The organism is Salifodinibacter halophilus (assembly GCA_012999515.1).
In the GTDB taxonomy this organism is placed as follows: domain Bacteria; phylum Pseudomonadota; class Gammaproteobacteria; order Nevskiales; family Salinisphaeraceae; genus Salifodinibacter; species Salifodinibacter halophilus.
Map to the genome: position 1 here is coordinate 1,796,281 of JABEEB010000001.1, position 15,182 is coordinate 1,811,462.

Annotated in this window: 18 protein-coding genes; 17 read left to right on the top strand and 1 reads right to left on the bottom strand. The window is 59.3% G+C overall.

Annotated features, from left to right (window positions below; translation table 11 throughout):
• Window positions 1–24: 24 nt before the first annotated feature.
• The 15 genes from HKX41_08280 (at window position 25) to HKX41_08350 (ending at window position 13,566) form a co-directional block, all read left to right on the top strand.
• Window positions 25–867 carry a ParA family protein gene (locus HKX41_08280; protein ID NNC24151.1) on the top strand — a complete coding sequence of 281 codons (843 nt, stop codon included), beginning with the start codon at window positions 25–27 and terminating at the stop codon, window positions 865–867.
• A 19-nt stretch (window positions 868–886) separates the two neighbouring features.
• Window positions 887–1,756, top strand: a complete 870-nt coding sequence (locus HKX41_08285) for a ParB/RepB/Spo0J family partition protein (GenBank protein ID NNC24152.1) — start codon at window positions 887–889, stop codon at window positions 1,754–1,756.
• A 137-nt stretch (window positions 1,757–1,893) separates the two neighbouring features.
• Window positions 1,894–2,280 (top strand): hypothetical protein, encoded by a 387-nt coding sequence (locus HKX41_08290; GenBank protein NNC24153.1) that lies wholly within the window; start codon window positions 1,894–1,896, stop codon window positions 2,278–2,280.
• A gap of 4 nt (window positions 2,281–2,284) precedes the next feature.
• Window positions 2,285–3,133 (top strand): F0F1 ATP synthase subunit A, encoded by an 849-nt coding sequence (gene atpB / locus HKX41_08295; GenBank protein ID NNC24154.1) that lies wholly within the window; start codon window positions 2,285–2,287, stop codon window positions 3,131–3,133.
• 249 nt (window positions 3,134–3,382) lie between these two features.
• Window positions 3,383–3,613 carry a F0F1 ATP synthase subunit C gene (atpE, locus tag HKX41_08300; GenBank protein ID NNC24155.1) on the top strand — a complete coding sequence of 77 codons (231 nt, stop codon included), beginning with the start codon at window positions 3,383–3,385 and terminating at the stop codon, window positions 3,611–3,613.
• A 44-nt stretch (window positions 3,614–3,657) separates the two neighbouring features.
• Window positions 3,658–4,134 carry a F0F1 ATP synthase subunit B gene (locus HKX41_08305; GenBank protein NNC24156.1) on the top strand — a complete coding sequence of 159 codons (477 nt, stop codon included), beginning with the start codon at window positions 3,658–3,660 and terminating at the stop codon, window positions 4,132–4,134.
• Between the two features lie 2 nt (window positions 4,135–4,136).
• Window positions 4,137–4,673 (top strand): F0F1 ATP synthase subunit delta, encoded by a 537-nt coding sequence (locus tag HKX41_08310; GenBank protein NNC24157.1) that lies wholly within the window; start codon window positions 4,137–4,139, stop codon window positions 4,671–4,673.
• A gap of 69 nt (window positions 4,674–4,742) precedes the next feature.
• Window positions 4,743–6,284 carry a F0F1 ATP synthase subunit alpha gene (locus HKX41_08315; GenBank protein ID NNC24158.1) on the top strand — a complete coding sequence of 514 codons (1,542 nt, stop codon included), beginning with the start codon at window positions 4,743–4,745 and terminating at the stop codon, window positions 6,282–6,284.
• Between the two features lie 39 nt (window positions 6,285–6,323).
• On the top strand, window positions 6,324–7,190 hold the full coding sequence (gene atpG, locus HKX41_08320) for a F0F1 ATP synthase subunit gamma (GenBank protein NNC24159.1): 867 nt from the start codon (window positions 6,324–6,326) through the stop codon (window positions 7,188–7,190).
• A 39-nt stretch (window positions 7,191–7,229) separates the two neighbouring features.
• The gene (gene atpD, locus HKX41_08325; protein NNC24160.1) at window positions 7,230–8,624 is read left to right on the top strand and encodes a F0F1 ATP synthase subunit beta; all 1,395 of its coding nucleotides are present in this window, start codon (window positions 7,230–7,232) and stop codon (window positions 8,622–8,624) included.
• 27 nt (window positions 8,625–8,651) lie between these two features.
• Window positions 8,652–9,068 (top strand): F0F1 ATP synthase subunit epsilon, encoded by a 417-nt coding sequence (locus tag HKX41_08330; protein NNC24161.1) that lies wholly within the window; start codon window positions 8,652–8,654, stop codon window positions 9,066–9,068.
• Window positions 9,069–9,162: 94 nt separating this feature from the next.
• Window positions 9,163–10,356 (top strand): hypothetical protein, encoded by a 1,194-nt coding sequence (locus HKX41_08335; GenBank protein ID NNC24162.1) that lies wholly within the window; start codon window positions 9,163–9,165, stop codon window positions 10,354–10,356.
• A 93-nt stretch (window positions 10,357–10,449) separates the two neighbouring features.
• Window positions 10,450–10,812, top strand: a complete 363-nt coding sequence (locus HKX41_08340; protein NNC24163.1) for a hypothetical protein — start codon at window positions 10,450–10,452, stop codon at window positions 10,810–10,812.
• 35 nt (window positions 10,813–10,847) lie between these two features.
• Complete coding sequence (locus tag HKX41_08345) at window positions 10,848–12,836, top strand: pyrroloquinoline quinone-dependent dehydrogenase (GenBank protein NNC24164.1); 1,989 nt, start codon at window positions 10,848–10,850, stop codon at window positions 12,834–12,836.
• 175 nt (window positions 12,837–13,011) lie between these two features.
• Window positions 13,012–13,566: a cytochrome b gene (locus HKX41_08350; protein ID NNC24165.1), complete on the top strand. Its 555-nt coding sequence runs from the start codon at window positions 13,012–13,014 to the stop codon at window positions 13,564–13,566.
• Window positions 13,567–13,658: 92 nt separating this feature from the next.
• Here the strand turns inward: HKX41_08350 and HKX41_08355 are convergent, their stop codons facing one another.
• On the bottom strand, window positions 13,659–14,348 hold the full coding sequence (locus tag HKX41_08355; protein ID NNC24166.1) for a DUF4396 domain-containing protein: 690 nt from the start codon (window positions 14,346–14,348) through the stop codon (window positions 13,659–13,661).
• A 321-nt stretch (window positions 14,349–14,669) separates the two neighbouring features.
• Between HKX41_08355 and HKX41_08360 the strand changes: the two genes are divergently transcribed.
• Together HKX41_08360 and HKX41_08365 are read left to right on the top strand one after the other, a co-directional pair.
• Entirely contained in the window at window positions 14,670–14,870 is a 201-nt protein-coding gene (locus tag HKX41_08360) for a heavy-metal-associated domain-containing protein (protein NNC24167.1), read from the top strand.
• A complete protein-coding gene (locus HKX41_08365; protein NNC24168.1) occupies window positions 14,870–15,181 on the top strand; it encodes a metal-sensitive transcriptional regulator in 312 nt (103 codons plus the stop codon). Before HKX41_08360 ends, HKX41_08365 begins: the two co-directional genes overlap by 1 nt.
• Window position 15,182: the final 1 nt, after the last annotated feature.

Consider the following 15,182-nt stretch of genomic DNA (forward strand, 5'->3'; position numbering starts at 1 on the left):
CAAACGTCGGTTAGACTCGCACACATGAGCGAGATCATAGCGATCGCCAATCAAAAAGGCGGTGTTGGCAAAACTACGACCAGCGTCAACCTGGCCGCCGCATTCGCGGCGCAGGATAAGCGCGTGTTGTTGGTGGACATGGATGCGCAGGGCAACGCCACAATGGGCGTCGGCCTGGATAAGCGCACACTAGGCGCCACGGTCTGTGACTTCCTGCTGGGCGAAAAGGGTGTGGCTGATGCGCTGGAATTAGCGCTCGATGGCCAACTCTATGTGCTGGGCGCAAACGGTGACATGACCGCCGCTGAAGTCGGGCTGCGCGATTTGAGCGACGGCCGGCGCGCGCTGGCCAACGCACTTGCCGGTATTGCCACCAGTTTCGATTATGTGATTATCGACTGTCCGCCGGCGTTGTCGATGCTCACGATCAATGCGCTGGTCGCTGCGCGCGGTATTATTGTGCCCATGCAGTGCGAATACTATGCGCTCGAAGGTCTGTCAGCGCTTCTGGAGACCATCGAACACGTGCGGCATAATCTCAATCCGAAGCTGCACATCGAGGGTGTGCTGCGCACGCTCTACGACCCACGCAGTCGACTGACCAATGACGTGTCGGATCAGCTGGCCGATTATTTTGGCGACAGTCTCTACAAAACGGTCATCCCGCGAAACGTGCGGTTGGCTGAAGCGCCGAGCCACGGTGTGTCGGTGCTGAAGTATGACGGTGCCTCGAGCGGAGCGCGCGCGTATAAAGCGCTAGCCCGCGAAATACTGGGCCGGGACGAAGACGAGGCCATAGTGGCGCCGACGCGTGGCGCCCGCCGGGCGGCTTCGGCCGTTTTTGGGCGCCGCCGGCGCTCCGAATAGACATGGAAGGAAACTCTCGATGACCAGTCGTAGCAAGCGCGGCCTTGGCCGCGGTCTGGAAGCACTGCTCAGCGAGGAGGCCACTGCCGACGAGCAACAGCGCATCGTCGAGTTGCCGGTCGAGGAGCTTACAAGCGGGCGACATCAGCCGCGCCAAAGCATGAACGACGAGGCGCTGGATGCGCTGACGCGGTCGGTCCAGGCGCAGGGGATCGTGCAGCCACTAGTGGTGCGCGTGGCCGGCGAGGGCTATGAGATCGTAGCCGGCGAACGGCGATGGTTGGCGGCCCAGCGAGCGAACTTTGCTTACGTGCCGGCGCTGATTCGCGCGTTCGACGATCAAACCGCGAGTGCGGTCGCGCTGATCGAAAACATCCAGCGCGAAGAGCTCGACGCGGTCGATGAATCGGTCGGCCTGGCCCGTTTGATCAACGAGTTCGGTTTAACCCACGCCCAGTGTGCCGAGGCTGTGGGTCGCTCGCGTGCCTCGGTGTCGAATCTGTTGCGTCTGGCCGAATTGGCGAGCGAAGTGCGCGAACACGTGCGCGCGGGGCGGCTGAACATGGGCCATGCCCGCACGCTTCTCGGTTTGGATGTTGCCGATCAATCTGTGGCTGGCGAGCACGTTATTGCGCACGGCCTGACTGTGCGCCAGACTGAGCGATTGGTGCGCGACTGGCCGAATTGGGGCGGGGCTGACGCAACCCGCGACGAGGGTGATGAGGCCCGAGCTATGGCGCGTTCGCTGACCGATAATCTCGCGATGCCAGTGCGTGTGACCACCCGCGCTCGCGGGGGTGGCCGGGTCACGATCGATTTTTCGAATCGCGAGGAGCTGGATGCGTTGGCCGGGCGTCTGGGCTTGACAGATGCGCAGGACAGCAGTTAAACAACCAGAATTAGCTTGCGCCACTGCGGCGCATGTCACATTTTGAGTGCCTACCTGTTGATCGTCGTGGTCGATGGCCGGTAGGATTCGGATCGAACGCGACGTAGCGCGTACGACGGGAAGCAGGGGAACCGCCGATGCAAAACGTGCTCATTCGCGTTCTGTTGATACAGATCGTAGCCGCTTGCGTGTGCAGTGCGGCTTTTCTTATCGCTATTAATGGATGGGCAGCTGGATCGGCTGCCTACGGGGGAGGAGTCAGCGTTTTGACATCGCTTTTGTTGGGGTGGCGTATGAATCAGGCCGCCCGTCCGGGCGCCGATTTGCGCGCGCTTTATATTGGTGCTGCTGAGCGCATGGGGGTTGCGATCGCCGCATTTGGTGTAGGGATCGCGTTGTTTGATCTGACGCCGCTGGCAGTGATTGTTGGTTTTGCTAGCGCGCAGCTCGTATATTACGCCAGTGCCGGGCCGCTCCGGCAATTTGTCATGACCGGCGCGGCCGAAGGTCGCAAAGGCGAGTAAGGCTGTGAAGTCTCCAGGCGAATACATTACCCATCACCTGACTGACTGGTGTGTCGGATGCGGGGCGGATCATCAGCCGCAAGGGCTGGTTGATTTCAATGCGGTCACGCTCGATCTGCTGCTGGTGTCGTTGGCATGCGCGCTCACGATCGCCGTCGTGGCGCGTGTTCTCGGTAGTCGGCTCAGCATGGAGAGTCCGGGGCGTCTGCAGCTTGCCGTCGAGGCCGCAGTGGAATACATCACGGACCAGATTCGCGAAGTTTTCCCGCGTGTCAATCATTTCGTCGGCGCCATGGCGCTGCTGATTTTCTTCTGGGTCTTGTTGATGAATATGGCGGATCTGGTGCCCATCGATCTGCCGCCCACAGTCGCTGGACTCATTGGCGGCGCATTCGGTGTCGAGGAAACCTATTTCCGGTTTGTGCCGACCGCTGCGCTGGATACGCCGTTTGCAATGGCGATCGTGGTATTCGTGATGACCGTCACGTATCAAATCCGCGCGAATGGTGTCGGCGGCTATTTCAAGCGCTTTTTGGTCCATCCGTATGGCAAATACGCGCTGCCGGCTAATATTGTGACGGTCCTGATCGAGGATCTGTCGAAGCCAATCAGTCTCGCCCTGCGTCTTTTTGGTAACTTGTTCGCAGGGGAGTTGATTTTCGCGCTGCTGGCATTGTTGACATTTGCCACACTGGAGCCAATTAGCGCGGCCGTAGCCATTTGGGCGCCGCTGCATTTCATTGGCGGTGTTATCTGGAGCTTGTTCCATTTATTGATCATCGTGTTGCAAGCATTTATCTTCGCCGTGTTGACGATTGTTTATCTCGGCATGGCGCAGCAGCCCGAGCATTAAGGGTGGACGCGATGTGTAGCGGATATGTTCAAACAGCTGGACATTAGCGCTGTGTAAAAAGCATTCCCTAGCTGGCGTGGCCGATTGTCTGAATCGGTGGTATTCGTCGGCTGGCGGGATAGTTGGGGTTCAGCGTTCGGCGGTGCCGGAAGTTGATGTTAGTCAGTATTCGAAGGAGTAATTAACGTGAATGCAGACCCAAGTGTAATCGCCGAGATTGTCGGTGCGACTGCGATCGGCGTCGGATTGATGCTGGCCGCGGCCGGCCTCGGTTCGGCCATCGGCTGGGGGCTGATCACCTCGAAAGCGCTCGAGGGCATCGCGCGTCAGCCGGAAATGCGGCCGCAGTTGATGGTGAATATGTTTATTTTCGCCGGGCTGATGGAATCTTTCCCGTTCATCCTTTTCGGCGTGTCGATGTGGTTTTTGTTCGCCAATCCCTTCGTCGGTACGCTCGCAAGTATGGCGGGTGGCGGCTGAGTGGCCACCCAATCGCCATCCAATCAGAGTAGCTGAGAGACGCCATGGTTGCGATTACGGGCACGTTGTTCGTCCAGATTGCGGTATTTCTGGTCCTGGTCTGGTTTACCAAAGCTTATCTTTGGGGGCCGCTCACTAATCTGCTTGAGCAGCGCCGCCAGACCATCAACGAAGGGTTGCAAGCCGCCGAGCGCGGTAAGCGAGAACTCGACGAGGCAATCACCGAAGCCGATCGGCGAATGGCCGAGGCGCGGGAGCAGGCCAATCAAGTGCTCGCTAATGCACAACAGCAGGCCGACGACATCCTCGATCACGCGCGTGCCGAAGCCCGTGACGAAAGTCAGCGCATTGTTGCCGCTGCTAACGAGGAAGTTGAGCATGCGGTGACTGCGGCACGGGAGCAGCTGCGTCGCGAAGTCGGTGAGATCGCGGTCAGCGGTGCGGAACGCATCCTCAAGCGCGAGGTTGATCAGTCGGCGCATAACGACATCATTGACGATCTCGTTGCGGAGATTCGCTAGCCGTGGCGGAAACTGAAACAGTCGCGCGCCCCTATGCCGAAGCGGTATTCGAGCTGGCCCAGGCGGACGGTGCGCTGACAGCATGGGCCGATGCGCTGGCGGCTATTCGCGCCGTGGTCGAAAACCCGGACGGGGCGGCGATGATTCAGGATCCGCTGATCGATGCACGTCAATTGGCGGATGCCGTAATCGGTGTCGCAGGGGATGATCTGGGCGTGAAGGCGGCGAATCTCGTGCGGCTGCTGGCCGACAAGTCACGGCTGGAGATTGCGCCGTCGATCGCGGCGGCTTACAACGAGTTGTATGCGGCTGAGCAGAATACGTTGGACGTTGACGTGACGACCGCCAATGGTTTGACCGAAGAGCAGTCGAGCAAACTGCAGAGTGCGCTCGAAACACGTCTTGGCAAAACGATTCGTCTGCACGTCGCCGAAGATGAGAATGTCCTGGCCGGTGCGGTCATCAAGGCCGGTGATCTGGTGTTCGATCATACGGTGTCCGGTCAGCTAGAACGCTTGCACCAACAGATGGCGCGCTAGCCAGCCACACTGGCTGGTGCGGGGTCGACCGAGCATGTCGGCCAGAAAGACACGAAGAGGAAACGACCAATGAAGCTCAACCCGGACGAAATATCGGGCCTGATTCGCAAGCGCATCGAGGACTTCGATACCGAAACCGAATCGCGTAATGTCGGTACGCTGGTCAGCCTATTCGACGGGATCGCGCGTATTCACGGCCTCGGTAATGCGATCCAGGGCGAAATGCTGGAGTTCCCGGGCGAAACCTATGGCCTGGCGCTAAACCTCGAACGCGATAGCGTCGGCGCGGTACTGATGGGTGATTACACCCACATTGCCGAAGGCGACGAAGTTAAGACGACTGGCCGTGTACTCGAAGTCCCCGTGGGCGAAGAGCTATTGGGACGCGTCGTTAATCCGCTCGGCCAAGCGATCGACGGCCGCGGTGAGATCAACGCCGAACAAAGCGAGCCGATCGAGAAAGTCGCGCCGGGTGTGATTACGCGTGAAGGCGTCGATCAGCCTCTGCAGACTGGCCAGAAACCGATCGACGCGATGGTGCCGATCGGCCGTGGCCAGCGCGAGTTGATTATTGGCGACCGGCAGACGGGCAAGACGGCGATCGCGGTTGATGCCATCATCAACCAGAAAAACAGCGGCGTGAAGTGCATCTACGTCGCTATTGGCCAAAAGAACTCCTCGATTGCAGCAGTCACGCGCAAGCTCGAGGAGCACGGCTGCCTGGATAACACTATTATCGTGGCTGCCAGTGCGTCGCTGTCGCCGGCGCTGCAATACATCGCGCCGTATGCTGGGTGCAGCATGGGCGAGTTCTTCCGTGATCGCGGTGAAGATGCGCTGATCGTCTACGACGACCTGTCCAAACAGGCCGTGGCGTATCGACAAGTGTCGCTGCTGCTGCGTCGCCCGCCCGGGCGTGAAGCCTACCCGGGGGACGTGTTCTATCTCCATTCGCGGTTGCTCGAGCGCGCTTCGCGCATTAATGCTGCTGAAGTCGAAGAGCGAACGAACGGTGAAGTGACCGGCAAAACAGGGTCGTTGACGGCGTTGCCGATTATCGAAACCCAGGCCGGTGACGTGTCGGCATTCGTGCCCACGAACGTGATTTCGATTACTGACGGTCAGATCTTTCTCGATACCGACAAGTTCAATTCCGGCATTCGGCCTGCGGTCGACGCTGGGTTATCGGTGTCGCGTGTCGGTGGCTCGGCGCAGACCAAGATCATCAAAAAACTGGGCGGCGGTACGCGCTTGGCGCTTGCCCAGTACCGCGAACTGGCGGCATTCGCACAGTTCGCCTCGGATCTGGATGCTGCGACCCGCAAGCAGCTCGAGCATGGCGAGCGTGTCACCAACCTGATGGTGCAAAAACAATATGCGCCGCTGTCGGTTGCGCTAACCGCGAGTTCCTTGTTTGCCGCTGAAAAAGGTTTCCTGGAAGACATCGACGTGGGTAGCGTGACCCAGTTCGAGGCCTCGCTGCATGACTACCTCCAGCGTGAGCAGCAGCCACTGCTCGACAAGATCAACGAAAACGGTGACTACACCGATGAGATCGCGCAGGAACTGCACGACGCGCTGACCAACTTCAAGCAGAACCACACCTGGTAGGCCGCGCGACGCGTCCGAACAGGCGAATAGGGACACCCGATGGCAGGCGCCAAGGAAACCAAGGCCAAGATCAAGAGCGTCCAGAACACGCAAAAGATCACGCGTGCGATGGAAATGGTCGCGGCGTCCAAGATGCGGCGCGCCCAGGAGCGGCTGGAATACGCCCGACCTTATGCTGAAAAGATACGTCGTACGATTCGGCATATGGCGCATGCCAATCTTGGCAGCCATACCCACCCCTTTCTGGCCGAACGCGAGGTCCGGCGCGTAGCACTGGTGGTTGTGGCTACCGATCGCGGTCTCTGCGGTGGTCTCAATATCAATCTGTTCCGTCGGACGCTCGCCGAAATGCGGGCCTGGCAAGAGCAGGGTGTCGAGGTAGAGCTGATCTGCTTTGGCCACAAGGGCGTCAGTTTTTTCCGTCGATTCAGTGATCTCAAAGCCGACGTCACCGATCTCGGTGACCGGCCGCAGATGAATGACATCATCGGTGCGGTCAAGGTGGCGCTGGACGACTACCGCGCGGAATCGATTGACCGCTTGTATCTGGTGTCCAACGAGTTTGTGAACACCATGACCCAGCGGCCATCGGTAATGCAGGTGTTGCCGGTTACCGACAGTGAGCAAAACGAGGAAGTGCCGAGCGACTGGGATTACATCTACGAACCCGATCCGGAAAGTCTGCTGGAAGACTTTCTGGTACGTTACGTTGAATCGCAGATCTATCAAGGTGCGGTCGAAAACGTGGCCTGCGAAATGGCTGCGCGCATGGTCGCTATGAAGGCGGCTTCCGATAACGCCGGCGAAATCATCGACGACCTGCAGTTGCAGTACAACAAGCAGCGCCAGGCGCAGATCACGCAGGAACTCTCGGAAATCGTGGCGGGCGCGGCCGCGGTTTCTTGACCCGACAAGTCCAAGGCTAATACACAGGAATGACAACCCATGAGTAATGGAAAAGTCGTACAGATCATCGGCCCGGTCGTCGACGTCGCCTTCGATCGCGAATCGCTGCCGAGCGTCCACGACGCGGTGGTCGTAACCGAGCGCGATTTGACTCTGGAGGTCGAACAGCAGCTCGGCGACGGTGTGGTTCGCTGCATCGCTATGGGCGTGACCGAAGGCATGGCCCGAGGTGAAGCCGTCCACGACACTGGTGCGCCGATTGCGGTGCCGGTCGGACACGCCACACTTGGCCGTATCGCCGATGTGCTGGGTAATCCGATCGACAAACAAGGCGAAATCGGCGCCGAGCAGACCGCGCCGATCCACCGTGAGGCGCCCAGTTTTGAAGAGCAGGCTGGCAGTCAGGAACTGCTCGAGACCGGTATCAAGGTCATCGACCTGCTGTGTCCGTTCGCCAAAGGCGGCAAGGTCGGATTGTTCGGTGGTGCCGGTGTCGGCAAGACCGTCAACATGATGGAATTGATCCGCAATATTGCCGCCGAGCACTCTGGTTATTCGGTGTTCACGGGTGTGGGTGAGCGTACGCGTGAGGGCAACGATTTCTACCACGAGATGAAGGAATCGCAGGTCATCGACAAGGTGTCGCTGATCTACGGCCAGATGAACGAGCCGCCGGGCAACCGCCTGCGTGTCGCGCTGACTGGTTTGACCCTGGCCGAATTCTTCCGTGACGAAGGCCGTGACGTGCTGTTGTTTATCGACAACATCTATCGTTATACGTTGGCCGGCACTGAAGTCTCGGCATTGCTCGGGCGCATGCCGTCGGCGGTGGGCTATCAGCCGACACTGGCCGAGGAAATGGGGCTGCTGCAGGAACGGATTACTTCGACCACGACCGGCTCGATCACATCGGTGCAGGCTGTCTACGTGCCCGCCGACGACTTGACCGACCCGGCGCCAGCCACCGTGTTTGCGCATCTCGACGCCACAGTTGTGCTGGCGCGTTCGATCGCCGAGCGAGGCATCTATCCCGCGGTTGATCCGTTGGATTCGACATCGCGTCAACTCGATCCGAACGTGGTCGGCAACGAACATTATCAGTGTGCACGTGACGTGCAGAAAACGCTGCAGCGTTATCGCGAATTGAAAGACATTATCGCGATCCTGGGTATGGACGAACTGTCCGAAGAGGACAAGCTTTCCGTGGCCCGGGCGCGCAAGATCGAGCGGTTCCTGTCGCAGCCATTCTTCGTGGCCGAGGTGTTCACCGGCGCGCCCGGCAAGTACGTGTCGCTAGCCGAGACCGTGCGCGGTTTCCGCGGCATCGTCGATGGCGAGTACGACCATATGCCGGAGCAGGCATTCTATATGTGCGGCACGATCGACGAAGCGATCGAAAAGTACCAGGGTATGGAGGCCGAAGCGGCGGCCTGATTCGCCGCTGCTTCAGAGTAACCGCGCATGAGTATGCAGATCGACGTTGTTTCGGCCGAGGGCCAGATCCATTCCGGGCCGGCGCACACGGTATTCGTCGAAGCCGTGGAAGGCGACATGGCGATCATGCCGCGTCACGCACCGTTGCTGACGCGGATTCGCCCCGGCCCTGTGCGCATTCGGCAAGAGGACAGCTCGGAGGATGCGCAGATATTCGTTTCTGGTGGTTTGCTGGAAGTCCAGCCGAATCTCGTGACCGTGTTGGCCGATATGGCCGAGCGCGCCGAGGACATCGACGAGGCCGAAGCCGACAAGGCCAAGCAACGTGCGGAAGATGCGGTTAATGCCGCTGAAGAACAATCGGACATCGAACGGGCGCAGGCCGAACTGGCCGAAGCTGCTGCGCGGCTGCAGATGGTCAAGAAGATCCGGGGTAGCCGTTAGGACGGTCACAGCGGTCTCGTTTAAGCCCCCGGCCTGAAAAAGGCGGCTAGCATGCTGTACAATCTGGCGTCAAGTATGCCGGATGACAGCAACGATGAAACGCGAGGGAAGTGCCCGGCACGGATTCCCGGGCGTTAATGCCGTTGGCCCGATCGCAATATTGGCTATTGCCCTGAATATGTGCGCTGTTGTCGCCCATGCGGGGGCAGCCATCCCGTTGCCGGGTGACGACTCGGCACGGCGTTTGCACGGCGCGGCGCCTAGCACGCCACTCGATATCGGCGGTTATCAAGTCGGGCGCGCAGAAGCTTTTTTCGGCGTCGATGATCGCAGCACCACCGAGACGCAGTATCTGACCAGTGGTGTGAATTGGCGCCTCGCGCGCGATGAGTTCAAATCGTTGAAGCTCTCGATGCGCCATACCGAGGCGCGCGGTGCGCAAACCGGTGGTCAGGTGGATGCGCGTGCACAGGCGCAGATGGATACCGGTCGGATGTGGTTCTTGCCCACTTTCAACGCTGAATTTGAACATCGGCGCGCGGCACAGCCCGGCTTGCTAAGCGGCAACACGCTTCGCTTTGGCGTGCGTAATGAATTCGGGCCGAACCAGTTCGGGGTGCAGGTGTTTCGGACCGACGACGCCGACATGCCTCTGGTCTGGGGGCCGCAAACGGCGACGCGAGGGGTGGCATTCAACACGAAACTGCGTGGGCCGCGGCGTATCCATTTATCAAGCCGCGTCGTGGCGCGGGAGCCCATTGCTAATGCGGGGCAGGCGCGTGTCGGTCAACGATTGTCGCTCGAAGGGCCGCTCGGACTGGTCGGGCAAAACGCCAATTGGCATGTCCGGGCGCGCTATGGGGCCGGGCAACACGTGGTGGTCGACAATGACCGACCATTGAATTTCGGTATCGGACTATCCGGTCTACCGGTTGGCGACTGGCGTATTCAGTCAACGCTGGGGTGGTATCGTGATTTGGCCGTCGGGCCGAATGCGTTGCCTGTTGAGGGGGGCATGGGTCGCCTCGACGCTAGTCGTATACTCGATCTGGAGGCGGGCCAGGCCACGATCACGCCTGAGTTCGCGATCGGGCAAAGTGCCGGTTCGGACAACAAGTGGGCCGGCCGCGGGGGCATTTCTCTTGCATTCTCGCGTGCGCGCAACCGCGTCAGCTTGAATGTGGACTATACGACTGATGGTTGGCGCATGGCCGCGGGCGGCGCTGCAACCACGGGTATGCTCACATACACCCGAGCTGGCGCATTCGGCCTTGCTGGGCTCTGGTAACGATACGCCTCTTTCGGTGCCACCGCGGCCTAAGGATCCGATAGGCCGATGTTAATATGCCGCTAGTTCTTATTAGGCGGGAATAATAACCATATGTCGCGATCAAGGCCCTCGCTAGTTGGTGCCATCGTACTTTTTGCCAGCGCTGTTATCGGTGTCGTTATCGCACTGTATGGGTATCTCGCGCCGCTGACCGGCATCACCGGCAGCCTCGGCGCGCTTCTGGTGGTTGTAACCAGTGCCTTGCTCGCGCTCATGGCGATCGTTTTGGCCTCGCTGCGAGGCCGGATCACGCGGAGCATCTGGCGCGTGTTGATTCTATTCGCACTGGCCGGTACCTGTTTCGCCGCGTTGTTGCTGCATGAGTGGTGGCTCTGTGCCGCAATGGGGGCTGGTCTGATTGGTTTGATTCTGGATCTCGCCGCACCCGGTGACCGTGGGGCCATTTACTCATGAGTGTTTCTTATCTATCCCCGAGTTGTGCTGCCATTATGCAGCGCCTTGTCGCGATCGCCGCTCTGATTCTGCTGACCACGTCGGGGGCAGCTCTCGCTCAGGAGCAGTCGACGCCCAACAAGCAGAGCGCGCCGAAGGCTAACCAACCAGCTCAGTCAGATGCGGGCTCGCCTGGGCCGAAAAAACCGACCTGGGATACTTTCCACGGTCAGCTAAACGCACAGAAGTACAGCCCGCTCAAGCAGATTACTGCCGATAACGTCGGTCAGTTAAAAAAGGTTTGGGAATACCACACAGGGGATGTGTCCGATGGCAGTGGCAAACGGCCGGCCACTGTTTGGTCTGCGACACCGATTTTCGCTAACGACACCCTTTACATCGGTACGCCGTTTTATCGCATTATCGCCTTAAACCCGGCTACGGGTGAGAAAAAATGGAGCTTCGACACCCATGCGAAGCTCGAGGCGTTGACCCAGCCAGCACTCAAAAGCCGTGGTGTCGCCTACTGGCAGGCGGATGAACCAAAACCTGACAAGGCATGCCAGAAGATCGTCTACATCGGCACGATGGACGCAAAGTTGTATGCCGTCGATGCGGATACTGGCAAGCAATGTTCTAACTTCGCTGATGACGGTGTTCTGAACGTCGACCAGTGGAACACGATCAACAATAAATGGCCCTTGTCGCTGCTCCAACCGCCGACCGTGGTCGGTGATCACCTGATTTTTGGCTGGGCCGGTAAGGACTGGGTCTACGAGCAGGCGCCGCCGGGAACCCTTTTTTCCGTTAACGCTCGCACCGGTAAACGCGAATGGACCTTCCACGCGTTGTCGCCGGAAATGCAAAAGAAAAGCGGAACGGCGAACGTCTGGACCGCAATATCAGCCGATCCGGAGCTCGGTTTGGTTTATGTGCCGGTTTCTTCACCGTCGCCCAACTACTGGGGTGGCAACCGTAAAAAGGATGTGCCGCTTGGCACCTCCACTACCGCGCTCGATGTGGATACCGGCGAGGTTGTGTGGTCGCGCCAGTGGGTACATCACGATGTGTGGGATTACGATATCAACGCCGCACCGACATTGATGGACATCACGGTCGACGGCGAGCAAATTCCTGCGCTTATCCAGTCCACCAAGATGGGATTCCTGTTCGTCGTTAATCGTAAGACCGGCGAGGATGTCTGGCCCATCGAAGAACGCCCGGTGCCGCAGGGAGATGGTTCGGTCAAAGGCGACAAGCTGTCGCCCACGCAGCCGTTCCCGACCAAGCCCAAGCCGCTGCTTGACCAGTCAGAGAAGCCGAATATTTGGAAACTGGCCGATGCCGTCAGCGGCGGGCAGTGTTCACGTCTTTGGGATAAGCTTGAATACCGGGGCATGTACACGCCGCCGACCACCAAGGGTGAAGGTGCCATGGCTTTCCCCGATAGTGCGGGCGGCGTGCAGTGGGGCGGCGTCGCATTTAACCCCGCCACCCAGACGGCCTATGTGAACACGTCGCGACTCGTGCAGTACATCAAGCTGTACAAGCGCGAGGCGTACGACAAGGCCGATTCCGGATCGGGTAACGAGTCTGGTTTTAGCCCTCAGAAAGGGTCACCCTATGGCATGCGTCTCAAAGTGGCCAGAAACTGGCTTGGCATGCCGTGCTGGGAGCCGCCGTATGGCGAGCTCGTGGCACTTGATATGCACACTGGTGATGTGAAATGGCGCCGCCCGGTCGGGGCCTCGCAGCAGTACGGTTTCTTCATGCCTGAAAGCTGGGGGTCGCCGACGATTGGTGGCCCCGCTACCACGGCGGGTGGCGTCGTGTTTATCGGGGCGTCGATGGATTCCAAAGTGCGTGCTTACTCGGCGAAAACCGGCAAGGAGCTCTGGTCCGATCAAACCGAGGCGCCGGTCGTAGCGAACCCGACCGTCTATAAATACAAGGGACGTGAATACGTGGCCTTCGTGTCTGGCGGCAATACGATCCTCAAGGACCAGGTTGGTGACCAGGTGGTTGTGTACGCGCTACCCAAATAACGTGGGCATGTGCCGCGCATAAACAGTCGGCCCGGAAACAGCGCGTTCTAGGGGCGTTGCCTAGCCACCCCTGGCTGGAAGTGGTTGCCACTCACGTGTAAATCCGGCTGCGGATTGCGGTCGGATTCTGAGTCTGGTAGCACGGGGTCGAGGATGGTCTTTGGAAGTGGCGCCCATGGCAATACGTGATACGCATTCAAGCTACGGGCTGATCACACGCGGGCTGCACTGGGTGTTGTTCGTGTTGATCACGATGCAGTTGCTGCTGGCCTTGCTGTTTACCGACTTGTTTAGTGGCAGCGCCCAGCAAATCGCAATGTGGTTGCACGAATCGCTGGGCTTGCTGATATTCGTGCTCGGCGTGGTGTTTGTCGCTTGGCGGCTGAAAAACCCCAGGCCTTCGCTCGCCCGCGTGCCCGCTTGGCAGCGCGGGGCCGCGTTTATTGTGCACGCGCTCATCTATGTCGCGATCGTGGTCCAACCGATTGTCGGTATCCTGATGAGTTTCGGATTCGGTTTTACTATTCCGTTTTTCGGGTTGTTCACGGTGCCGGTGTTTATCCCAGTTGGTAATGCCGCTGGTAACGCGCTGATGCTCTCGCATGTGTATGTCGGTGTCTGGGTGATTCCGATTTTGCTCGGTGGCCATATTGCCGCGGCGTTGTACCACCGTTTCGGCCGTCGCGACGATGTCTTAAAGCGCATGTGGTCGGGGCGCGGCGACAGCTGAATGCGGCGCAACCGGTGGCCCGGCCGGTAAGACATGCAGACCGGCGCCGCTTTATATCGGGATGTAACCAGCCCGCTTATAGCGACGTGTCGTCACATTCCATGCTTGATACCACGACCCACCAACCACCAATTGGCTGGATAGGCGGTTGCGAAGCCGATCACCATCGCGATCTGCATCATGAACCAGTAAACCGGCGAGGCCACTGACGGTACCGCCGGTAATAAAACCAGAGCGGCCAGGCTCATGAAGCCGAACATGCCGATCTCGAAGGCAACCAGTGACAAGGTATCGGCCTTGAGGGCGTTGACGAGCGCTTGTTTTGGTTGGATGTTGCCCATGCTCATCATCGGCAGAAACTGAAACGCGATACCGAACAGATAGGCCGCCACGAATTCGCCCGCAAAATGCGCGGCCAATTCCGAGCCGGCGACCGTCAGTCCGAGTGCGGCGATCAAGGGGGCGGCGATGGAGTCACCGAGCGCGCAGCCGCCGCCACAGTGCGTCACGCCGACGAACACGCCCTGCCATTTCGGTTTGGGCGCGTGATGGTGTTTGTGTCCGCCGCTGTGTGAACTGTGGTGGGTGCTGCTTGGCATACCGTCGGGGCGGCCCATGACAGCGTAAATCCACCAGCCGATTATGGGTAAGTAGAGGCCGGTGATTGGCCACGTAATGTTCATGATCGACATGTTTTGCGGGCGTCTGACGACATCCACTACGATCGCGGCGGCCGTTAACACGCCCAGTAATATGGATAGCCAGGCAACGATGGTCAGGATCATGGTGGCCTCCTTGGTTGGCCGTTTCGCGTATGTTGTTGGTTCGGTGCGAGGCCGTCTCCATTTTTAACGCAGAGATAAAGTCGCGTCATACCGGCAAATGCTTGATTCGGCCGAGCATGGGTGTATAGCTATAGCCTTTGTCGGGGTGATCAGCGGAACCCTTCGCTGTTCAGAATGAGGGAAAAGTTCGCTTGCGCCCTGGGGAGTCGGTGGATCAGGGCGGATTGGCTGATGTTCCCCGGTGGGTTATTGACGTTAGTCATGCATCAGCATATTATTATCCCACCCCAGGAGGGGTGCACTTAACGGAGATGAAAGATGATTCAGATCAAAATCGACGGTATGAGTTGTCAGGGCTGCGTCGGCGCGGTAACAGATGCGCTGGCCGATGTGGACGGCGTTGAGCGCGTGGTCGACGTCAGTCTCGAAGCGGGCACGGCCGACGTCGAGGGTAATCCGGCACCGGAAGCGTTGATCGCCGCCGTGGAAAATGCTGGTTTCGACGCACGGGCGGTGTGATGGCCGAGGCAGAGAAACACGACAGCTCGCCGAATGAGCATCTGGCGCTTGATCCCACGATCCGCGACGATGCCAGTGCTCGGCTGCGCTCGATCCGGGGCCACATAGACGGCATTTTGCGGATGCTCGAGCGCGACGATGTCTACTGCGTGGACGCGCTCAAACAGATCAAGGCCGTTGACGGCGCGCTTGCCAAGGTCGGCGATCGGGTCTTGCGTGGCCACTTGAAGCACCACGTTGTTACGGCCCACGAGCGCGGCGATGAAGACGCCATCGTCGATGAACTGATGGACGTTTTGAAGTATCGATAAG